This window comes from Parerythrobacter lutipelagi, assembly GCF_005434975.1.
GTDB classification, from domain to species: domain Bacteria; phylum Pseudomonadota; class Alphaproteobacteria; order Sphingomonadales; family Sphingomonadaceae; genus Parerythrobacter_A; species Parerythrobacter_A lutipelagi.
The window spans coordinates 1,288,346-1,309,711 of record NZ_SKCJ01000002.1 but is presented as its reverse complement, the minus strand read 5'-3'; the positions used below and the strand labels follow the sequence as shown (position 1 = coordinate 1,309,711).

Annotated in this window: 19 protein-coding genes; 6 read left to right on the top strand and 13 right to left on the bottom strand. The window is 60.9% G+C overall.

Translation table 11 applies throughout. From position 1 onward, the window contains the following. Window positions 1-2: 2 nt before the first annotated feature. From E0502_RS14580 to acsA, 3 genes are read right to left on the bottom strand one after another with little or no spacing between them, the layout of a single operon-like run. Window positions 3-977: an alpha-ketoacid dehydrogenase subunit beta gene (locus E0502_RS14580; protein ID WP_137678697.1), complete on the bottom strand. Its 975-nt coding sequence runs from the start codon at window positions 975-977 to the stop codon at window positions 3-5. Then, window positions 974-1,966: a pyruvate dehydrogenase (acetyl-transferring) E1 component subunit alpha gene (pdhA, locus tag E0502_RS14575; protein ID WP_240049139.1), complete on the bottom strand. Its 993-nt coding sequence runs from the start codon at window positions 1,964-1,966 to the stop codon at window positions 974-976. Before pdhA ends, E0502_RS14580 begins: the two co-directional genes overlap by 4 nt. Further along, window positions 1,963-3,714: an acetate--CoA ligase gene (acsA, locus tag E0502_RS14570; protein ID WP_240049137.1), complete on the bottom strand. Its 1,752-nt coding sequence runs from the start codon at window positions 3,712-3,714 to the stop codon at window positions 1,963-1,965. The genes pdhA and acsA overlap by 4 nt, the downstream gene beginning before the upstream one ends. Before the next feature lie 212 nt (window positions 3,715-3,926). Here acsA and E0502_RS14565 point away from each other — a divergent pair, with 212 nt between their 5' ends. Beyond that, the gene (locus E0502_RS14565) at window positions 3,927-4,370 is read left to right on the top strand and encodes a baeRF12 domain-containing protein (protein WP_161593793.1); all 444 of its coding nucleotides are present in this window, start codon (window positions 3,927-3,929) and stop codon (window positions 4,368-4,370) included. A 71-nt stretch (window positions 4,371-4,441) separates the two neighbouring features. Here E0502_RS14565 and E0502_RS14560 read toward each other — a convergent pair whose 3' ends face one another. Then, the gene (locus E0502_RS14560; protein ID WP_137678694.1) at window positions 4,442-5,338 is read right to left on the bottom strand and encodes a fructose bisphosphate aldolase; all 897 of its coding nucleotides are present in this window, start codon (window positions 5,336-5,338) and stop codon (window positions 4,442-4,444) included. Between the two features lie 30 nt (window positions 5,339-5,368). Continuing rightward, entirely contained in the window at window positions 5,369-6,544 is a 1,176-nt protein-coding gene (locus E0502_RS14555) for a DUF8173 domain-containing protein (protein WP_137678693.1), read from the bottom strand. 241 nt (window positions 6,545-6,785) lie between these two features. Here E0502_RS14555 and E0502_RS15225 point away from each other — a divergent pair, with 241 nt between their 5' ends. After that, window positions 6,786-6,962, top strand: a complete 177-nt coding sequence (locus tag E0502_RS15225) for a hypothetical protein (RefSeq protein WP_192895967.1) — start codon at window positions 6,786-6,788, stop codon at window positions 6,960-6,962. Here E0502_RS15225 and E0502_RS14550 read toward each other — a convergent pair whose 3' ends face one another. From E0502_RS14550 to E0502_RS14540, 3 genes are all read right to left on the bottom strand, one after another. Next, on the bottom strand, window positions 6,963-7,784 hold the full coding sequence (locus E0502_RS14550; protein WP_137678692.1) for a universal stress protein: 822 nt from the start codon (window positions 7,782-7,784) through the stop codon (window positions 6,963-6,965). Between the two features lie 532 nt (window positions 7,785-8,316). Then, complete coding sequence (locus E0502_RS14545) at window positions 8,317-8,940, bottom strand: response regulator transcription factor (protein WP_137678691.1); 624 nt, start codon at window positions 8,938-8,940, stop codon at window positions 8,317-8,319. Then, window positions 8,933-10,090, bottom strand: a complete 1,158-nt coding sequence (locus E0502_RS14540) for a two-component system sensor histidine kinase NtrB (RefSeq protein WP_137678690.1) — start codon at window positions 10,088-10,090, stop codon at window positions 8,933-8,935. The genes E0502_RS14545 and E0502_RS14540 overlap by 8 nt, the downstream gene beginning before the upstream one ends. 261 nt (window positions 10,091-10,351) lie before the next feature. Between E0502_RS14540 and E0502_RS14535 the strand changes: the two genes are divergently transcribed. Together E0502_RS14535 and E0502_RS14530 are read left to right on the top strand one after the other, a co-directional pair. Then, on the top strand, window positions 10,352-10,840 hold the full coding sequence (locus E0502_RS14535; RefSeq protein WP_137678689.1) for an Hsp20/alpha crystallin family protein: 489 nt from the start codon (window positions 10,352-10,354) through the stop codon (window positions 10,838-10,840). A 232-nt stretch (window positions 10,841-11,072) separates the two neighbouring features. After that, window positions 11,073-11,516, top strand: coding sequence for a DUF2267 domain-containing protein (locus tag E0502_RS14530; RefSeq protein ID WP_137678688.1), 444 nt, complete (start codon window positions 11,073-11,075; stop codon window positions 11,514-11,516). Window positions 11,517-11,541: 25 nt separating this feature from the next. Here E0502_RS14530 and lptB read toward each other — a convergent pair whose 3' ends face one another. Continuing rightward, window positions 11,542-12,345: an LPS export ABC transporter ATP-binding protein gene (gene lptB / locus E0502_RS14525; protein ID WP_137678687.1), complete on the bottom strand. Its 804-nt coding sequence runs from the start codon at window positions 12,343-12,345 to the stop codon at window positions 11,542-11,544. A 307-nt stretch (window positions 12,346-12,652) separates the two neighbouring features. On the opposite strand from lptB, the gene E0502_RS14520 reads away from it, so the two are divergent. Further along, a complete protein-coding gene (locus E0502_RS14520) occupies window positions 12,653-15,334 on the top strand; it encodes a cation-translocating P-type ATPase (RefSeq protein ID WP_338047331.1) in 2,682 nt (893 codons plus the stop codon). A gap of 53 nt (window positions 15,335-15,387) precedes the next feature. Continuing rightward, window positions 15,388-15,978 carry a CC0125/CC1285 family lipoprotein gene (locus E0502_RS14515; RefSeq protein ID WP_204517971.1) on the top strand — a complete coding sequence of 197 codons (591 nt, stop codon included), beginning with the start codon at window positions 15,388-15,390 and terminating at the stop codon, window positions 15,976-15,978. Here the strand turns inward: E0502_RS14515 and E0502_RS14510 are convergent. From E0502_RS14510 to E0502_RS14495, 4 genes are all read right to left on the bottom strand, one after another. After that, complete coding sequence (locus E0502_RS14510) at window positions 15,975-17,108, bottom strand: efflux RND transporter periplasmic adaptor subunit (protein WP_240049133.1); 1,134 nt, start codon at window positions 17,106-17,108, stop codon at window positions 15,975-15,977. The two genes, E0502_RS14515 and E0502_RS14510, sit on opposite strands and share 4 nt — an antisense overlap. 32 nt (window positions 17,109-17,140) lie before the next feature. Beyond that, window positions 17,141-19,504 carry an ABC transporter permease gene (locus E0502_RS14505; protein ID WP_137678684.1) on the bottom strand — a complete coding sequence of 788 codons (2,364 nt, stop codon included), beginning with the start codon at window positions 19,502-19,504 and terminating at the stop codon, window positions 17,141-17,143. Further along, window positions 19,501-20,241 carry an ABC transporter ATP-binding protein gene (locus tag E0502_RS14500; RefSeq protein ID WP_137678683.1) on the bottom strand — a complete coding sequence of 247 codons (741 nt, stop codon included), beginning with the start codon at window positions 20,239-20,241 and terminating at the stop codon, window positions 19,501-19,503. The genes E0502_RS14505 and E0502_RS14500 overlap by 4 nt, the downstream gene beginning before the upstream one ends. Before the next feature lie 77 nt (window positions 20,242-20,318). Continuing rightward, window positions 20,319-21,353, bottom strand: a complete 1,035-nt coding sequence (locus E0502_RS14495; protein WP_240049131.1) for a sodium:calcium antiporter — start codon at window positions 21,351-21,353, stop codon at window positions 20,319-20,321. Window positions 21,354-21,366 lie beyond the last annotated feature (13 nt).

Genomic DNA, 21,366 nt, shown 5'->3' with positions numbered 1-21,366 from the left:
AGCTATCGGCCCAGCACCGCCAGCGCGGCAATGACGATCTTGTCTGTGCTGGGCAGGGCCGCTTCCTCCAGATGCCGTGCATAGGGTACGGGCACCTCTTCGCTGCAGACGCGAGAGAGCGGGGCGTCCAGCGTCCAGAAAGCACCTTCGATAATTCGCGCCATGATCTCAGCCGCAAGGCTGCCGGATCGCCATCCTTCGTCGATGATGACGCAGCGCCGGGTTTTGGCCACGGTTGCCAGGATCGCCGCCTCGTCGAGCGGGCGCAGAACGCGCAGGTCGAGCACTTCGGCAGAAATGCCCTGGGCAGCAAGTGCATCGGCAGCGCTCAGCGTCTTGCCGAGTGAGCCGCCATAGGTAATCAGGCTGATGTCGGCGCCTTCGCGGCGGATCGCGCCGTGATCGATGTCGACCTCAACCAGATCTTCCACATCATCGGTGTCGTTGTAGAGCAGCGCGTTCTCGAAGATCAGGACCGGATCGGGATCTTCAAGCGCCGGGCCGAGCATGCCCGCCGCATCCTCGACCGTGGCCGGGGCAAGCACCCTGATGCCGGGAATATGCGCATACCAGCCTTCGAGACTGTGCGAATGCTGCGCGGCCAGTTGCCGACCTCCGCCCGTCGCCATGCGGATGACAACCGGGACAGTAAACTGCCCGCCCGACATGTGCCGGATGGTCGCCGCATTGTTCATGATCTGGTCGAGCGAGAGCAGCGAGAAATTGCAGGTCATCAACTCGACTATTGGACGGATCCCGCCCAGCGCGGCGCCGATGCCCGCACCGGTGAAGGCGCTTTCAGACAGAGGGGTGTCGCGGATGCGCTCCGGGCCGAATTCCTCAAGCAGACCCTGCGAAACGGCATAGCAGCCGCCATAGCGGCCGACATCCTCGCCCATCAAGAAGACTCGCTCGTCCGCCTGCATCGCCTTGCGGATCGCTCTGCGTACGGCTTCGCGATAGGTCATCAGCGTCATGTCCGACGCTCCGCCCCAACGTGCTGCAGCAGATGTTCGGCAGGCTCAAAGGTCCCAGCCTCGGCGAATGCGACCGCTTCGGCAACCTCGCGCGCGACTTCTTCTTCGATCTCTTGCACGTCCTCCGGGTGCAATTCACCAGAGGCCAGCGCCCATTCCTGAAACCGCCTGATCGGTCCGCGTTCCTTCCACTGCTCGACCTCCTCCTTGGCGCGATAGAGCTGCGGATCGTACATCGAATGGGCGCGGAACCGGTATGTCCGGCACTCAAGGAATTGCGGCGCACCAGTTTCATGAAGTGAGGCAACCGCGCGCCGTGCGGCCACCTCGACCGCGACCACGTCCATTCCGTCGACCGTCTTGGCACCCATGCGGTAGCACGCCGCTTTGGCCGCGATGTCGGTCTCGGACTCGCTCAGGTCGAGAGCAGTACCCATCGCATAGAGGTTGTTCTCGCACACGAAGAGGACAGGCAGCCGCCACAGCGCTGCGAGATTGAGGCTTTCGTGGAACTCTCCCTCTGCCGCCGCGCCTTCGCCGAAAAAGCAGGCTGTCACTCGCTTGCGGCCGGACAACTTGTCGGCGAGAGCAAGGCCGACTGCGATCGGCAATCCGCCCGCGACAATGGCATTCCCGCCATAGAACCGCGTCTCTGCGTCAAACAGGTGCATGGAGCCTCCGCGCCCGCGGCTGCAGCCTTCCTGCTTGCCATACATTTCGGCCATGATCGCCTCGGCGGATACACCTTTGAGCAGCGCATGACCGTGCTCACGATATGTGGCGACGACCGCGTCCTCGGGGCCCAGTGCCTGCATGACACCGGTCGCGACGGCCTCCTCGCCAATATAGAGATGAAGGAAGCCGCGGATCTTTTCCTGTGTGTAGAGTTCGGCGCATTTCTCCTCGAACCGGCGAACGCGCAGCATCTGGTGGAGCAACGTGCGGCAATGCTTGCGCGTGAGCCGGACCTTGATCGCCGGGTCGCTCACCCTGGAGCCTCGAGAGTGGAGGTGTCGCCTTCAGGCAGGCCCAGTTCGCGCGCTTTCAGCAGGCGCCGCATGATCTTGCCCGAGCGCGTGCGCGGCAGGTCATCCCGCACTTCTATCTGCCGCGGCGCGATTGCCGCGCCCAGCTTCTTGCGCGCGTGGCCGAGCAGGTCCTTGATCAGATCGTCGGATGCTGCGAACCCTGCATTGAGCGTTACGAACGCCTTTACGATCTCGCCCGCGCGTTCGTCCGGCACGCCGATCACCGCAGCTTCGGCGACCGCAGGGTGCTCGACCAGCGCACTTTCGACTTCGAACGGACCGATCAGGTGCCCGGCAGACTTTATGACATCATCGGCCCGCCCGACGAACCAGAAATAGCCGTCGGCATCCTGCATCGCGAGATCGCCGGTCAGATACCAGCCATCGCGGAACGATTTTTCGTAGCGTTCATGCTGATCGAGATAGTCACGGAACATCGATGGCCAGCCGCTGCGAATTGCGAGATGCCCGGGGGTCATGGGTTCTGCAATCGGCGTCACGTAATCTTCGCCGACTTCCAGGATACCCGCTTCAACGCCCGGTAGCGGTTTGCCCATCGAACCTGGTTTGACGTCCATTGCCGCGTAGTTCGCGATCATGATCCCGCCGGTTTCGCTCTGCCACCAATTGTCGTGGAACGGCATGCCGAAAGTCTCGTTGCTCCAGACCACCGCTTCGGGGTTGAGCGGCTCGCCGACGCTGGCGAGGAAATGCAGGTGCGAAAGGTCGTGCTTGCGGGCAAGCTCGGCGCCTGCGCGCATCAGCAGCCTGATCGCGGTTGGCGCGGTGTACCAGATAGTGACCCGCTCCCGCTCGAGCAGCGCATACCAGCGCTCCGCCTCGAATTCCGCTTCTTCGATAACCAGCGTCGCGCCGACGCACAAAGGTGCGATGATGCCGTATGAAGTGCCGGTGACCCAGCCGGGGTCGGCAGTGCACCAGAAGATGTCTTCAGGCCTCAGGTCGAGCGCGAGCCGGGCGGTCGCATTGTGCATCACCACAGCTTCATGGACATGGAGCACACCCTTCGGCTTGCCCGTTGTTCCGCTGGTGAAATGGAGCAGCGCCGGGTCTTCGGGCATGGTCTGAACACATGTGAATTCAGATGAGGTTGCATCCAGAGCTTCGGCCAAATCCACCGTATCAGGCACGAGCTCCTCGGTGCCTGGCGTGAGCAGGACGAGTTCAAGGTCAGGCAGTGTCTTGCGAGCTTCGGCGATTTTCTTTCTGTAGTCCTGCGGACTCACGAGCAATACCTGGGCCCTGCCCAGTTCCATGCGGGCCCGGATCGGTTCCGGCCCGAATGCCGAGTAAAGCGGACAGAAGATACCACCTGCCTTCAAGGTGCCGAGCGCGGCGCAATAAAGCTCCGGCACCCGCCCAAGCAACGAGAAGACCCGCGTTCCCATACCGAAGCCGCGATCGGCGAGCAGGCGAGCGAACCGATCCGTTTCACGCTCGAGATCGGCATAGGTAAGCGATCGGCGCTCGCCATTCTTGCCGAACCAGCGCAAGGCGTCCTTGCTTCCACCACCATGCATGACATGAGCGTCGACCGCCTCGTGAGCGATGTTGAGCCAGCTGTCGGGCTCTGAATCGAGCCATGATCGGAAAATGTCCCAACTCAGCTGTCTGGAAGCGGTTTCATATTCCTGCATGACAGCCGCACGCTTGGCGGAAGTGGGTTTGGTTATGGTGGCAAAAGCCAAGCCAATTCTCCCTGTTCCGAGAAATCCTGACTGCGCTTTCATCGGGCAGGGGCGGGACAGGTGTAACTACGCAATGTTCCGCAATCACGGGAGGCAACTGCCGTGGCGGCAGATCAGGAGCTTCCCGTAATGAGCGGCGACGTTGCGCCGATTAGCATCAGCCAGGCCAGGCATTCTGGCGCATGGGTATTCTGGAAACCGGGAGAGGTCAGTTGAAGATCGCACATGGAACGCTGGTCATGGCCTTGGATGGCGGGAAAATGCTGCTGATGCGCAACACAGGGGATGTGCCGACACCTGTGCTCCAGACTGTCGAGGAACGGGCGACGGAGAATCCGCGGACGAGCCTGAAGGGTACGGATCGTCCGGGGCGTTCCTTCTCCCGCATAGGGTCGCGGCGCAGTGCAGTGGGCGATACGGATTGGCATGAAGAGGAGGAGCGCCGCTTCGCCATCGATGCGGTCCAACTGCTGGCCGAAGCTCAAGCAAAAGAAGGCGCTTCGGTGATCGTGCTCGCCGCACCATCGGTCCTCGGCACTTTTCGCAAGCACTGCCCGCACATGCTTGAGCAAAGCATAATTGCGGAAATCGGCAAGGACGTTGTCAATTTGGCGGCTGACGACATCGTCAAGGTCGTCACAGCCTACGAGCCATGAATCGCGCACCCGGCGACATTCGCCACAAGGCGCCATGCCCGACCATGCCCGACGATGCCCTTGGCAAGCATTCAAGTCTCGATCGCGTTTGCCACCTTTTCGGTCGAGGCGCGGTAGATTTGCTCGATGGCGGCCCCAAGGGTGCGATCGAACTCGGCGTCGCTCATCGTGCTGCGCAGATCTTGGAGCAGTGCGCGCGAGAAACTCGCGATCATGCCGCTATTCCTGGCCAGCTCAGCGCAGGCCTGCTTGCGCGAGTGGCCACCGGAAAGCGCCGCGACGCGCGCGGTTCTCGGGTGGTCTATCAGGTCTTCATAGAGGTTGGGGTGGACAGGCAATGATAGCTTCAGGATAACCTGCCTGTCCTCTGAAAGCATATCGAGCTGCGTCGCCAGCTCCCGCGTAAGGATGGCGTCGCATCGTTCGCGATCCTCACTCTCCAGATGCACTTCCGGCTCGATAATGGGCACGAGTCCACGATCCATAATGCGTTTCGCGAGCATGAACTGTTGCGCAACAACCGCCCTTATGCCACTGGGCGAGGGGGCATGAATGAGTGAGCGAGCCTTCGTGCCCGCCATGCCCGCCGAGCGCGCGTTGTGGAGCACGCGATCAAGATCCGGTATGGACCGCATCAGCTGCACACCGTCGGCCTGATCTTCCAATCCCTTGTCGATCTTGAGGAAGGGGACGATGTCACGTTCACGCAGAAACGCGGGCACCGGCTGACCGTGAACGGCGCCTTCAGCAGTCCGGTCGAAAAGGATCGCGCCGATGATCTTGCCGTTCCCGAAGCTGGGGGATGTCATGATCCGCACTCGCATTTCATGGATCAGCGCAAACATGGTGGTTTCGTCCGGATAGACATCGCGGCGGATTCCGTAGACTTCGAGTGCGCGCGGCGTCGATCCACCGCTCTGATCAAGCGCTGCAATGAATCCCGGTGCGCTCTGGATCCGGGAGAGCATCCTCCGGTCGACTGCGTGCGCAGCCACTGGTCAAGCGTTCATGGCAAGAGCGCGACCTCCCCGGCTTGCTACTGCGCCCAGGCCGAAGAGCAGAGCGAAGAGCCAGACGAGGATGCCCAGGAAAGGTATCATCCCGAGCAGCAGTATCACCAGCGCGCCCAGCCCGGGCCAAAGCACGCGTCCGCCCCAACCGGTCGGGGGCTCCTCCGCCTTGGTCGCGACCCTGCGACTTTCCATGCCAACGAAGAACGCGGTCGCCGCGATCGCCACTGGAGTAATCGCCAGGCAGATAGCGATCAGGAGCATGGCGAGGGGAGCACCGATCACGCTGGCGAATAGCAGGACGATTGCGACCGGCGTGCCGATCGCTATCAGTGCGCCGATCCCCGCGCTCTGCAGGGGCCTGGATTTGATGAACGCTGCGGAGGATCGCATGAGGCTGGGAACAGCTGCAGCGACTGCCAGGACGAGCACGGCAAAACCAAGCGTCGCAGCAAGGAAGAGCTTGCCGAAAAGTTCACCCGCGCCGCGGCCCCAGGTTTCGAATGTGGAATGGTCCTCGGCCGGCATAGCCCTGCGCTGACCGGTTACGACCGCACCGGGCTCGATCACCAGATTCTCCGTCTGGTAAAGAAGATCGCCATCAACCACCGCTTCGGGTCCGAGCGTGACCGTATCGCCGCTAAGGCGTGCATCGCCGCCCACACGGGAATTGAGGTAGACTGTCCCTGCGCCAACGCGAAGATCGACGGGCACGGGTGCTTCGATCAGCGCCTCTCCACCCGCAATCACGGCGGAGCCACCTATTTCGAATGTCTTTCTCACTGTGATCTGACCGCCCGCCACGACGATATCGTCAGCGACTGTTCCGGTCACCAGATCGAGTTCACCGCCGGCGGCGAACAGGTCCTCGATGGTCACGTTTCTGACCTCAACTTCGCCGCCGGCGATGACCAGATGATCTGCACTAGTCGTGTTTACATTCACCGTACCACCAGCTGCAAACACATCGTCCGAGCTGTTCACCTCGAGGTTGATCTTATCGGCCGAAAAAAACGACATGTCGGGCGCTTTCAGCCCGATATCGATGTCTTCCCCGATTTCCCCGGTGATTTGCGGGTAGCTCCTGCTGGCGAGGAAAACCGCGAGCAAGATCACGGCAAGAATGGCCGCCATTCGCGCGATTGTCTTGATCTCGAAGGTCATGATGGTCCTTTCTTCATCGGCGCAGGAATTGCCCTTGGAACATGGTCTGCGCGCGATTTTTGGCGGATTTGCCCGATCGGTCTTTAGGGGATGCTCCTTAGACTGGGGGGCGCCCGGTCGGTGAGCTCCTGCTGCCGCGAAGTAGTTTTTTGATGACCATGCGGGAGGTTACGTATCGATCATCAAAGTCCATGGACCGAAGGTGGCGTGATCGGACCCAAGCCAGGACAAAGGACGCCCCATGGCAAGTACTCCGCCGCACGAGCCCGACCGGATCGAGCCGCAGTCGCCGCCTGAAAGACCTGTGCCGCCCGACCCGCCTGCTCCGGCCAGCCCACCGGAAATTGAGCCACCTGCGCCGGATGTTGCCGAGCCGGATCGGGGCCCAGACGAATTCCCGCAAGAGGCAGTGGGATAGCTAGTGGCTGAGCAGCAGAGGTGTTGCCGGATCGCACAGCATGTCGCGGGTAACCCCGCCAAGCACGCGTTCGCGGAAACGGGAACGGCCATAGGCGCCCATCACGAAAAGCCCGACCTTGCGGACCTGTGCAGCGTCAATCAGCGTGGCCGCAATCGAGTTGCCATCCTCGTGTGATAATTCGGTGATGATCGGCTCGATTTGATGTCTCGAGAGAAATTTTGCGGCATCCATCGCGGACAGGCGCTTGCCGTTGTTTCTCGTTTTTCTCTCGCGGACCGGAAGTATATGGACCTCCGCCGCCTGCCGAAGCAGTGGCAACGAAGCCTGCAGCGCATGGGCACACTCGGAAGAACCATTCCAGGCAATAATGGCTGGCGCGTCAAGCTTGAGGCTTGCAGCAGTCGGCGGAACCAGCAGGACCGGCGGCCTGACGCTCACAACCGTTTCGGATGCAAGGCGCGAGGGAAGTCCCGGTTCGCCAGTGGGATTCCGCGCGCCGAGAACGACGATCTCGGAAAGTGGCGCCAATCGTGCGATCTCATCGAATGCATCGCCGCTGCTGCGGATCCAGTCCCACCTGACATCCTCGCCCGCCAGTTTGCTCTCCAACTCTTCCTGGAACCGATCTGCGCTTGCGCGGAAAGCAGCCGCCATCTCCATCGCCTTGGAGAGATACGAGTCGCTCGGCACTCCGAATTCGAATGGCACCGCCTGCACGCAGGTCACATGGCCATCGAAACTGCGGGCCAGGTCTAACGCCGCCTGCAGCCGTGCCTCCAACCCTTCATCATCAAATATGTGGAGCAATATCGAGCGCATGGCATTCCCTCCGCCTATTGGCTTGCAGTTCCGGTTTTTAGCGATCGCAAGGACATTTCGAATTACGCAATTGTCCTGAAATGAACTCAGGCAATTTGCGTATTCGCAGGGGTGATGTCCGCTCCGATAGTGGCTGCCAGAAAGGCAAAGCAGCACCACATGAGCAGTTGGAGTCTTGTCACACTCGAGCTTGCCCCTTCAGCCGACGTTCGCGAGGGATCAGCCTGTCGAGGCTATCTGCTGCGCATCCCCGTGGACGGTTCGGGACACATTGACGAGGCTATGGTCAGGAACGAGCCCAGGAGGGCCACGGTGCGAAGATTTTGGCCCAGCCAGCGCGACCAGTCCGGATACCTCACAAAAATCCCGCACGGTTGGCGGTTCTGCGATGTAGGCGATGACGCGACCGAGTGTTGCTTTGCAAGCATGTCTGATTGCAGGATGGTCTTGGGCGCGACAGTTGAAGTGACCGAGCCCGACAATCAGCTCTTGCCGTTCATAGTCGCAAAACTGGTGCCGGAATGAGCCGCGCCTAATCCTCGGCGACGTCACCCACGCCTGCAGCAAAGGCGACACGCAACAAATCGGACAGATTGTGCACTTCGAGCTTGGACATGAGATTGGCGCGATGGATTTCGACTGTGCGGGGGCTGATGCCAAGGTCGTAGCCAATGGTCTTGTTCGGATAGCCGTTGACCAGTCCTTCCAGAACCTCGTATTCGCGTGTGGTGAGGGGTCCGAGCCGTGCCCGTGCTTCGGCCCGGGCTTCGCTTCGCCGGTGCTTGTTATTCAAGCGCTGCGATGCTTCGTTGATCGCAGCGAGCAGGACGGGTTTGTCGAACGGCTTTTCAATAAAGTCGACCGCGCCGGCCTTCATGGCTCTGACGGCAATATCCACGTCTCCGTGTCCGGTCATGACGACGACCGGCAACCCAATTCCCCGATGTACAATCTCTTCCAGAACTTGCAGGCCGTCGGGTCCGGGCATCCGGACATCGATGAGTATGCAGCCGGGATCGAGTTTGTCGACCTTGCCGAGCAATTCGGTTCCGCTGTCAAAGGTCTGGACCTGGTGGCCGGAAGTGCGCAGCATGAACCCGACCGAGCGCCGGATGGATGGATCGTCATCGACCAGATAGACCGGATATTCAGTCATTGTCGCCTCCAAGTTCCGCGCTCTTGAGGGTGAACGAGAAATCCGTCCCTCCCAGTTCCGAGGGTCCAGCCTCGATCCTGCCGCCGTGAGCGTTGATGATCGTATGGCATATCGACAGTCCCAGTCCCATGCCGCTCGCTTTCGTGCTGATGAAGGGATGGAAAAGGCGTTCAGCAATATGCGGATCCAGCCCCGGACCGCTGTCGCTGACGGTGACACGAACCATTCCTCTCGGCTCGTAAGAACTTGATACCCGGATGCGCTTGCTGGCCGTTTCATGCATGGCTTCGAGCGCATTGCGGATTAGATTGACGAGGACCTGTTGTATCTGGACCGGGACAGCCAGCACGTTTTCGCAGCGCGGATCGAACTGACTTGCGAAGTCAACGTCACGTCCATCGCCATTGACAAGCGCAAGAGCCGTTGCCGAATTCACCAGCCGGCGCAGATCGGCTATCTCGAGAGTAGTATCCCCGTGCGCAATGAATTCACGCAGTTTGCGAATGATGTCTCCCGCACGAAGAGCTTCTTTGCGGCATTCGGTCAGGGCGTGGCGCACATCATCGATATGGGATGCAGAGGCATCTTCCAACAGATCGATCGCCGCAGCGGAATAGTTCGTGATCCCCGTAAGCGGCTGGTTCAACTCATGTGCAATCGAGTTGGCCATTCCGCCCATCGACGAGATTCGTGACACATGCGCAAGATCGGCCTGCAGGGCCTGCAGCGTTTGCTCCTTTTGTTTGGAATCTGTCAGATCGCGGATGAATCCCGAAAAATGGCGTTTTCCTGACACAGGCATTTCGCCCACCGACAATTCGATTGGAAAAGTGTTGCCGTTGCGTCGGCGAGCGGTCGTGATGCGCCGCGTCCCGATCATGCGTTTCTCGCCGGTGCGAAGATAGTGACTGATGTAGCCGTCGTGGGCTTCGCGATCGGGTGAAGGCATCAAGACGCTTACGTTTTCGCCCAGCACCTGTTTTTCGCTATAACCGAACATGTGTTCCGCACCCTTGCTGAACGCCTTGATGGTGCCTCTTTTATCGATAATCACCATCGCGTCCGGGATCATATCGATAAGAGCATGCAGTCTTTCGATCTCGCTGAAGGCCTCAGCGAATTGTTCAGAACCAGCTGCAGTATCGGTCATTTATCACGCTCTCGTAACTTTCCTCCGGCTGGACATTGATTGCCAGCATATGCGTATCGGAAGTCAAGCCCGATACGATCCGATTCGTGCATAGAGGACTTCATGACATTTTACGATACATCTGAATTGCCATCGGTTCTCGTCAATATGAAAGTGATCGGCCAGGCGGAACAGGGTTGCTGCTACGGAAGTTTGCGTATCGTCGGGGCCCGTCTCCGCAGGTAGCCAGGTTTGATAGTTCTCGGAAGGAAGGATCAGACCATGGAAAATCAGACACAGGTTGCACCGCGCCGAAATATTCAGCCCAGCTTTGCCGAGCGTTTTTTCGAACCACTCAACAGAGTGCGGACTGGCGTAGATCATCTTATCGAGGACCTTCCCACCCGGTGGTCTGCGTTTCAGTTCCCGGCTGCGCCCGCGATCGAAATGACCGAGACGGACAAAGCCTATACGATCACTGCCGAGATCCCCGGAGTATCAAGCAAGGATATCGAGCTGCAGATCGACCGCGACATGCTGATCCTCAAGGGAGAGAAGAAGGAAGAGCGCCGCGAGGAAGACTGTGACTATGTGATCAGCGAGCGCGCTTACGGATCGTTCGAGCGGCGGATTTCCCTGCCGGCCGACGCGCTTACCGAAGACATCGATGCGGAAGCTTCAGACGGAATGTTGCGCATCTCGATACCGCGCAATTCCGATTCCAAGGCGCAGAAACGGAAAATCGAAGTTCATACCAAGACAAGTGCTTAGGCCGGGCTGTCCGGGGGTTTCGGAATTCCGTTCCCCGTCTCCTGACAGCCGTTAAAGAGCGAGATGGTTGATGCCGCTCGCTACGGCTTTGGCCCCGGTGTCTCAGCGAGCCGGGGCCATGTTCCTTCGATGCTCCGCTTGCCCGGACCAAATCCGGAAGTTCCCTTAGTGTGGCGTCGCCAAGGCCGGCCTAGACTGATTGGATCATGGCACCGCAACCAAGGAAATGATCATGAGCACGACCGGCCTCGAAGTCTTCGACAAGACCCTGCAAGCGACGCATATCTGGCTCGATGAAATCATGGAGGAGATCGGTCCGGACCGGGGTCTGGCCTGGAGGGTGCTTTCCGTCGTTCTGCAAACGCTGCGTGACCGTCTTCCGGTCGAACTGGCGGCCCACTTCGGTGCCCAGCTTCCACTGCTTGTTCGCGGTACCTATTACGCAGGATTCGACCCATCGAAAATGCCGGCAGGATGGCATACGGCCGACGAATTCCGCCAACACATCGCCGATGGTCTTGCCGACGCGCGAACGGTCGGTGCAACGGCGGCTATCGAAGCCGTTGTCGGAGTGCTCGACCGGCATCTGTCCACCGGGCAGGTCGAAAATGTTTATCGCGCCTTGCCCAAGCCTATTCGGGAACTGTGGCCGACTTTTGCGCCATGGGATGCCTGATCAAACCGGGGCGGGCAGGCAGCGCTCAATCCTCGGAGCCAAGATAATGTTCGATCACGATCGGATTTTGCAGCATTTCCTGCGGCGACCCCTCGAAGATCGGCACTCCCTCGTCGATGACGCAGGCACGATCGATCAGCTCCATCATCACGTCGACGTTCTGGTCTGTCATTAGCACTGCGATGCCGCGTCTCTTCATTGCCAGTATCAAATGCTCGATGCTTTCGATTGTGAGCGGGTCGATTCCCGCAAAGGGCTCGTCCAGCAGCATGATGACAGGTTCCGCCGCGAGTGACCGCGCAATCTCGCAGCGTCGCCGTTCCCCGCCTGACAGGGCGGTGGCGCGCGTGTCTCGCAAATGTGCGATACCGAGGTCGGCAAGCAAGCCGTCAAGGCGTTCGGCCCGCAGCCGCGGATCGGGTTCTACAGACTCGACCATTGTCATGATATTTTGAGCGACCGTCAAACCTCTGAAAATCGACGGCTCCTGCGGCAGAAACCCCATTCCGAGAAGCGCCCGGCGATAGAAAGGGAGCCGCGTCACGTCCTGTCCCTGGAGAATGATCTGACCCCGATCGGCCTTCATCAGACCGAGGATGCATTGCAGTGCGACTGTCTTTCCTGCACCGTCCGGACCGAACAATCCGAGGATCTCGCCCTCGCAAATCGACAGGGAGAGCCCGTTGAGCACGGACCGCTTTCCCAGGATCTTGAAAATTTCTATGACGTCCAGAATCGCGGGCTTGGCCAGTCTGTGTTCTGTTGCACCCTGATTGCCAGCGGTCTCGATTGCAGGATCGGCTGCCCGCTGGTTCACTTCGCGTTCCATTCCTTTCGGTCCCGATAGTTCAGGCGACGAAAAACCTGCTCCATCATCGCAAGCCATCACCGGTTAGGCATCAGGAATGTCCCCTAGGCCTTCTCGTCGATGCCAAGACCCGGTGAGCGGTTGCTGACCGCCGACCTAGGGCATTTACGGATAGTTGCACCCAGGTTGCCAGGGCAGGCTCCGCATTCCAAACCAGGTGACAATCCATGACCGAAGTTCGAGACGCATCCGAGTTGCCTGCCGGGTTTTGCAGGGGCGCAATTGTGGATCGAGCGTGACATGTGCCGCTGAATAGCGATGGGTCCGGGTGACGCATGTGAAAGGCTCTTGGAAGAAATCTCCCGTTCCGCGTGAGGAGCCACCCGCTGTTGGTGGCTGGCATGCAGTCGGCGCAATGGACGCGCTCGCAAAGCTCGACGCTTCGTATAGCGGACTCAGTCACACTGATGCGGAACGGCGCCTCCTCACCGGCGGACCCAACGTGCTGCCGCAGCCGAGCCAGGTCGGACTCTTGGCGATATTCCTGCGACAGTTTGCCAGCCCCCTGATTTATCTCCTTGTTTTTGCTGGCGCGCTCTCACTTGCCATCGGAGATCGATGGGACGCGCTGTTCATTTTCGGAGTTCTGATCTCGAATGCGCTGGTCGGCAGTTATCAGGAGTTCAAGGCCGACGCCGGCGCGCGTGCCTTGCGCGATCTGGTCCCTCAGGTTGCCCGGGTCAGACGCGAGGGATCGATACAGGAAATCCCTTCCGTCGAGATCGTACCCGGTGATATCGTCGAGCTGGAAAGCGGGATGAAGGTAACTGCCGACCTGCGCCTGGTGGACGCTCATGGCCTCCATATCGATGAAAGCTCCCTCACCGGTGAATCCTTGCCTGTCGTGAAGGATGCGGCTCTCGTTCTCGACCCGGGGACTGTCGCTGGCGACCGGCGGAACATGGCTCACGCCGGTACGATCGTGGTTGAAGGGCGCGGGGCGGGGGTGGTCGCCGCAACTGGACAGGCAACTTTGCTCGCCGGTATCGGATCGATGCTCTCCGACAGTGCTCGCAGCGCTGTCGATACCCCCTTGGTCAGGCGGATGGCCAAACTTGCACAGCGCATTGCCGCGGCGACCGTGTCTCTGATTCTCGTGCTCTCGCTGTTGCTCGCGCTGCAGGGAGAAGGGTGGCGCGAGATCGTGCTGCTTGCGATCGCGCTTGCCGTTGCCGCGATTCCCGAAGGCCTGCCGATCGCGGTCACTATTGCCTTGTCCGCCGCCGCCAGCCGCATGGCCGATCGCAACGTCATCGTCCGGGCGCTTCCTGCGGTCGAAGGTCTGGGATCCTGCACGCTGATTGCCACCGACAAGACGGGGACCCTGACGCTCAACCGATTGACCGTCAATCGGATCGTACTGCCTGACGGAACGACGGTAGATCGCGAGCAATGGCTGGATGGGACGCGCCATGAAATTCTCGGCGAAATCGGCTGTGCGGCCGCAATCTGTAATGAAGCCCATCTAACAGACACAGGCAGCCCGGTAGGCGATGCGGTCGATATTGCGTTGCTCGACCTTGCGCGCGAAACGGGCAATGACCCGGAGAAATTGCTCGGCATTCACCGACTGGGCATCGTGCCCTATGAACCGGTTGCCAGATTTGCAGCGGTCGAAGCGGATTTGCCCGATGGCAGTCGTCTCGTAGTGAAGGGGGCGCCCGAGACGGTTCTGGCTATGTGCTCCGACCTTCCCGACGATGTGCTGGACCTGGCCGAGCGGATCGCGCGCGATGGATACCGTGTGCTGGTGCTGGCGGATGGAAAATTTTCGCAAAGCTCCGGACCCATCTCCAACCGTCTGCACGGGCTCCGGCTGTTGGGCTTTGTGGGCTTGTCGGACCCTCTGCGATTTGGCGTGGTCGAGGCGATCGCAAAGTGCCGTGAGGCGGGGATATCCGTTCGCATGATAACCGGCGACCATCCAACCACGGCGTTGGCGATCGCCAAGCAGCTGGCCCTCGATGAGGGCGGCGAACACGTCACCACGGGGGCCGATCTCGCCCGCATGCAGGAGGGCAGCCGGTCTTTCATCGAGGCAGTGGAGGAAGCGGAAATCTTTGCGCGCATCGAACCGGCGCAGAAGCTGGCCATCGTAACCGCCTTGCAGCGCAGCGGTCATATCGTGGCGGTCACCGGTGATGGGGTGAACGATGGTCCAGCTCTGCACGCAGCAGACATCGGTGTGGCGATGGGCAAGGGCGGGACCGATGTGGCCCGGGCCGCCTCGGATCTGGTCATCGCCGACGACAATTTCGCGACCATCCTTGCGGGGATCGAAGAAGGCCGGGTGACCTTCCTCAATATTCGCAAGATCGTGATCTTCATGCTGGCGACGGGCTTGGCGGAAATTCTCATGTTCATCGCGGCGCTTGCCGCCGGCCTTCCGATGCCGCTCACGCCGGTTCAACTGCTCTGGTTGAACCTCGTTACGAATGGCATGCAGGACGTGACGCTGGGCTTCGGCAAGGGCGAGGGCGACGAACTGCGCCAGGCACCGAGGAGCAAGTTGTCCTCACTGATCGATCGCGATGCTCTCATTCTGATGCTGCCCGGAACGCTGGTCATGACGTTGGTGGCGGTCTGGTTGATGGCGGAGCATCTCGCGGCGGGCAAAAGCGTGGACGAAGCCCGCAATGCGGTCCTCTTTCTGGTCGTTGTTTTCCAGAACGCCTTCCTCCTGAGTGTGCGAAACCTGCATCTGCCATTCTGGCGGTGGCATCCTCCCGAAAACGGGTGGCTATTCGCAGGACTAAGCACGGCTCTCCTGCTGCATCTTGCTGCTCAACATGTGCCGCTGACACAGAAGCTCCTCGGCGTCAGCCCGATCGGGATCGAAGTTGCACTGCAGAGCCTTGCTGCCGCCCTGGCAGTGCTTCTGGCAACCGACGCTGCAAAATGGTGGCTTGGACGCCAAGCGCCAGCCACCGGAACATTACTTATGGAGTGACCCATGGCCATTGCCGACAATGCTCCCATGTCCATTTGTCGGGGAGAAATACCATGCGCCGAAAAACCCGCAAAGCTGCACTGGCAGCCCTAGTGGTCGGCCTGCTGGTGACAACTGGCTGCGTTTCCACCAGCACGCCTTACCAGCCTCTCTCATCGGCCAACAGGATTGCCGGCGGCTATAGCGATCAGCAACTGAGCGAGAACCGCTTCCGTGTGTCATTTGCGGGCAATTCGCTGACCTCTCGCGAGCAGGTGGAAAGCTACCTTCTGTTTCGCGCCGCCGAATTGACACTCGAACAGGGGCACAGATGGTTCGTCATCGAGGACCGTCTGGTGGAACATGATGTCCAGCGGACGGCCAGGCGCGACCCGCTCTACGATCCCTGGTTTCACACCTACTATGGCTATTGGCGGCCCTACTGGCGTTACTACGACCGGCGCGGCTGGCGCCCATGGTACCCATATTACGGCCATTCCTTCTGGACCGACCACGTCGACATCCGCGAGGTTGAACGCTTCGAGGCGATTGCCGAAATCCGGCTGGGCGATGGCCCGCTGCCAAACGGAAATTTGCGATCCTTCGACGCACGCGAGGTGATCGAGCGTATCGGCCCGCGCGTGGTCTATCCCGGCGAGCGCTAGTCGCGGGGCGCAATCCTCGTGCCGTCCTCGATATTGCCCGACGGGTTGAGCACGACCCGCTGATCCTGCTCGAGCCCTTCGAGGACCTCGCCGAAATCCTCGTTCAGCTGGCCGATCCTGATATCGCGCAAGCGTGCTTTGCCGCCTTCTTCGACGAACACCTGCCACCCGCCGTTACCGCCCCGGAACAATGCGCCGACCGGTACGCGCAGGGCATCGGAGGCCTGCCACAGGATGACCGTGGCATCGATCTGGTAACCATGGCCGAGTCGCGCGACCTGCTTCGCAGCTTCCGGCGCAAAGTCGATAATGACATTGACGCGTTGCTCCTCAATTCCCAGTGCGGAAATCTTGAGCTGGCCGAATGGTTCGATACGGCGGACCCGGCCGGGCAATGCTCCGTCTCCGCCCCACCGGGTGATCTTGACGGCATCCCCCGGTTCGATCTGCGCTGCCTCGCGCGAGAGAAGATCGGCGACAACTTCGATCCGCGCCGGATCACCGATCTCGACAAGCGCCGCGCCCTGTCCCACCACGCCTTCGCTCTCGACAAGCCGCCTCAGAACGACGCCGCTTTCCGGCGAACGGACCGCGATGCTACCGCCTGATGGCGTGCCGGCGGCGGCGGGTTCGGTCAGCAGGCTACGCAGGCGACGCGTTTCGGCTCGGTTGCGGGCGAGTTCACTGCGGGCCGAGGAGGCGGCGGCACGGCGCGCATCAAGGTCGGCTTTGGACAGAAAACCGCGTTCCGCCAGCGCTTCAGCGCGCTCCAGATTTGCTTCCGCAAGCGTTAGCGCAGCAGCAGCGCTGGCCTCGCCGGCCCGAGACGCCGAAACAGCGTTGCCAATCTCTGCCCGGCTGCGCCTGTCGAGCGGCTGCGAGGGGGCTCCTGCCATGCGGGCGATAATTGTCCGGCCGGCGACAACCTCGTCTCCCGGTTCGAGCTCGATTCGAGTGAGATAGCCGGTCACCGGGGCAGTGACCGTGTAGAGATCGTGCACGCGCGTGACCCCGTCATCGGTCAGGCCGACCTCCATCAGTCCCTTGCTTACGGTTCCGAGATCGACCGCCTCCGCTTCCGGCCAGAAGCTGTAGGCGAGGCCGCCCACCAGCAGTGTCGTGATTGCCATGGCCCAACGCCAGCTCCTGATCCGCTCCCACATCAGTCGCGCGCCTTCAACACGCGGACCATATCCAGCCGCGCCACCCGCCGCGCAACGATCAGCGCGGTTGCACCGGCTGCGGCGAGGATCACCAGAGAGGCAAAGCCGTAGCTTGACCTATCCGGTGCAAAAGGCAGCCGAAAGAGATCTGAGCTGAACATTGTCACCATCAGTTGCGCGAGCCAGTAACCGGTCAGGCATCCGACCGGCACGGCAACCACGACCAGCAGCGCCAGTTCTCCCAGCAGGACAAGGCCGACTTCGCTGCGATGATACCCCAGCACGCGCATGGTGGCGAGTTCGTGCGCGCGCTCTGAGAACAGGATACGCGCACTGTTGTAGACAACGCCGACCGCGATCGCCGCCGCAAAGGAAATGTAGAAACCCATCATCGACATGATATTCTCCTCGATGATTTCCTCGAACAGATTCATCGCCGCATCGCGCTCGGTCAAGCCAAGGACTTGAGGCATGTCGCCCAATTCGGCGATCAGCTCGTCGCGGTAGAGCGGGTCGATCAACAGGTTTGCGCTACCCACGGGGGTTCCGTCGCGCGTCAGATGGGTCAAGGCTTCAGGCGTTGCATAGGCCCGCGTACCGATCAGCTCGTCGATTATGCTGGCGACGGTCAACGTCGTTTCGGTCTGCCTGCCACCCAGCAACTCGACTTGCGTCCGGTCGCCGGGAGAAAGGTCCAGCTTGGCAGCAAGCGACCGGCTCAGCATCAGTCCGGAAGCGGGGATGGGGACCTCGTAACCGTTCGCATCCACCCGTGCCGTCAGCCGGTCAGTTTCACCGGCAGATTCGATCGCAACGCGTTCGGACCGGGCGCCGTTGCGAAGCAATACCGGAACCGCACGCGCAGCCTCGACTCTTATGACGCCTGGCAGCGACGCCAGTTCCGTCAGGATCTTCTCGTTCTGCGGCTCGATGAAAGTCACGGAAAGATCCTGTCGCTGCGCGCGAAAGAAGTAGTTGTCCAGCATGGCCCGCGAGCTGTCGATGAACTGGATTGTCGCGAACAGCAGGCCGAGCGAAAGCGCCACTCCGAAAACGGTCACCGCCGATCGTCCCGGCCAGCGTGCGATGTGCCGGACGATCATGTTGCCGACCGAAGACAGCTTCGCCCAGCTGCCCAAGCGCTCGATAAGACCAGCGCGATAGATCGGCGGGGGCGGAGGCGACATTGCGACGGCCGGTGTAAGTGAAACAGCTGCGCGTACTCCGCCGATCGCTCCGATGGCCGCGGAACCGAGCGCGAGAGCGGCGCCCGTCGCGAAGACATTGGTCGACACCTGGTAAAACAGGAAAGGGAACCGGTAGTATTCGGCATATTGCTCGGTCATGGAAAGGCCCATCCACCAGCCCACTGCCGATCCCATCGCGATCCCGATGAGGGCGACGGCTATGGCAAACTTGAGATAATGCCAGCCGATGGCACCGTTGCCGTAACCGAATGCCTTCATAAGGCCGATTTCCTCTCGCTCGGTGCGGATGGTGCGTCCGAGGACGACATAAACGAGGAAGGTCGAGACCAGCAGGAAGATCGGCGGGATGATCGTAGTCATCGCCTCGAGCTGGTCGAGCTCGCTCGTCAGGAAAGCATTGGAGACATGGTCCTGACGCCCGACCGCTCCGGTGCCGCCATATTGTGCCACGATGCTATCGACATGGCGGATAACCTCCGGCTCGCGCGCGCCGTGCTCCAGTCTGAGCGACAGCGCGTTGATGGCGCCCGTGCGGCCCGAAGCTGCCTCAAGCGCTTTCTCGCCCATCCAGAATATTCCGAAGCGGCTGGCATCGGGGACCAGTTCACCCGGTGCAATCGACCAGATGTAATCCGGGGCAAGGCCTATGCCGACCACTTCCAGTCGGCTGTGGCTGCCGTAAATGACTGCGTCAATCCGCGCGCCGAGCTCGATGTCGTTGGCGTCGGCAAAGGCCTTGTCGATCACCACTTCCGCCTCATTGTCGATCACTGGCCCGCGTCCGCGCAGGATAACCAGGTTGTTGAGCCTGCTTTCGCCGCCGCTTGCCACTGAGTTGATGATTGCGCGGATCGGCTCGATCCGTCCGGGCAATTCGAGCGTGGCGAACTGCTCGATCCGGCCTTCAGCCACCGCGACGCCTTCGATTGCCTCGACCCGTCCCGCGACGCTGCGCGGGGCCCTGGTCATGCTGACGAAGACATCGCCGTACTGGTATCGATCATAATAGGCGTCGCGCGTCTGCGTGAGTGAATGATGGACGCCCATCGCCATGACGAAAGTCGCCATCGCGGCCCCGATCACCAATCCGATCGCGAAGGCCTGTCCGCGCAGCCGCCACAGGTCGCGCAGGAGCTTGGTGTTCAAAGCGTTCACCAGACCATCTCCGCAGCAGATATGCGCGTGTCGTTGGTCTGGATCGACGCAATTCGGCCATCGAGGAAGTTGAACACCCGGTCGGCCATGGCGGCAATGCCGGCATTGTGGGTGATGAGGATCAAGGTCGTCCCGAGTTCGCGGTTCGCCTCGGCCAGCGTTTCAAGCACTCTCACTCCGGTCGCGCTGTCGAGAGCACCGGTAGGCTCGTCGCACAGCAGGACGCCGGGGCGTTTTGCAATCGCCCTTGCCACCGCCACCCGCTGTTGCTCGCCGCCGGACAGCTGGGCCGGAAAATGGTGGCGACGAGGTGCGAGGCCGACGAGGTCGAGGGCTTCCTCTGCGGACATGGGATCCTCCGAAATATCGGTGACCAGCCTGACGTTTTCCTCCGCAGTGAGGCTTGGAATGAGATTGTAGAACTGGAAAATGAAGCCGATATTCTTCCGCCGGAAGCGAGTCAGGTCAGCATCGTCGAGCGAGGTCAACTGCGTGTCGCGATACCACAGCCGGCCCGAAGTGGGCCGGTCGAGACCGCCGACGATGTTGAGCAAAGTCGACTTGCCGCTACCGGAGGGGCCGAGAAGGACCAGTATTTCGCCCGCGAAAATCTCGAGATCGACTCCGCGCAAGGCTTGAACTTCAGTCTCCCCGGTAACGTAGATCTTGCGCAAATTGTCGCCCACAAAGGCGGTCTCGCGTCCGGGCGCTGGCTGGGTTTTGACCGCAGGTGGCATAGGTCGAGCCTAAGGCGGAGAATCCCGTCTGCGCGTTACGCAACATTCCTTATTCCAGCGACCCGCGTTGCAGCCTGTCAGAGAACCGGCGACACACCCAGAAGAAAGGCGAGGCCAACCGCGTAGACCAGCAGAACGGCGAGCGAATCTTCGCCCATGCGAAAGATCGTGCGATCCCGGCGCTCGACCAGTCCGAGCACGAAGACCCCTGACATCAGCAGCGCAAGCAACGCGGCCATCGCCTCGAATGCGCCCGCCCGCATGAGGACCGGGTCACCTGAGGCCACCACTTCGATGACCAGGATCAGGGCAAAGTTGAACAGGTTGGACCCGAATACTTCACCGATCGCGAGTTCGTAGCGCTTGTGGCGGATGGCCCCGATGATGGCGGAAAATTCCGGCAGCGACGTCGCCGCCGAAACGAAGAGAAAACCCATCAAGCTTCCGCCGATCCCGGTTTGTCCGGCAATCTGCGTCGCGGTCGCGGCCAGGATCGCCCCGGCAGCGAGGATGATCAGGGCCAAACCAGCGAGCCAGAGCAGCAGGCGATGCCATCCGATGTCGCGCTGCTTTGCGGCTTCTGTGAAAGCGAGCTCCGGCTGGTTGATCACCTGCCACATTGGCCGGCGCTCGGCCCGGTCGGCGATGTGGATCGAACCGAGTGCCGCCACGAATATGATGATCGGCCAGATGTAGGAACCGGCCAAAGGCGCGCGACCGTCAGCGGTTATGGCGGCGATAATGAGCGCCAGGACCATCATTCCCGAGACGCCCTGAATCAGGGTCACGGGCCGTGCGACAACCGATGTCAAAGGGCGTGGACCGAGGAGCATGTCTGCCACTGCGAGAAGCAGGACATTGAAGGCCGCGCTTCCCAGGACATCGTTCATGGCCAAGAGCGGTGCACCGATTGCCGCAGCAGTCGTCGCGGTCGTGAGTTCAGGCAGCGAGGTGATTCCGCCAAGAACGAGCATCCCCGCAAACCCCTGTCCGAGGCCGGTTTTGTCGCTGAGTGCGACGACATAGCGTGGCAGCCGCGTGCCTGCCCACCAGACTGCGCCTGCCGCAAGGCCGAAAAAAAGAACCAGCAGGGCAAGCGGAAAGGGACTCACCGACAGTTATCCG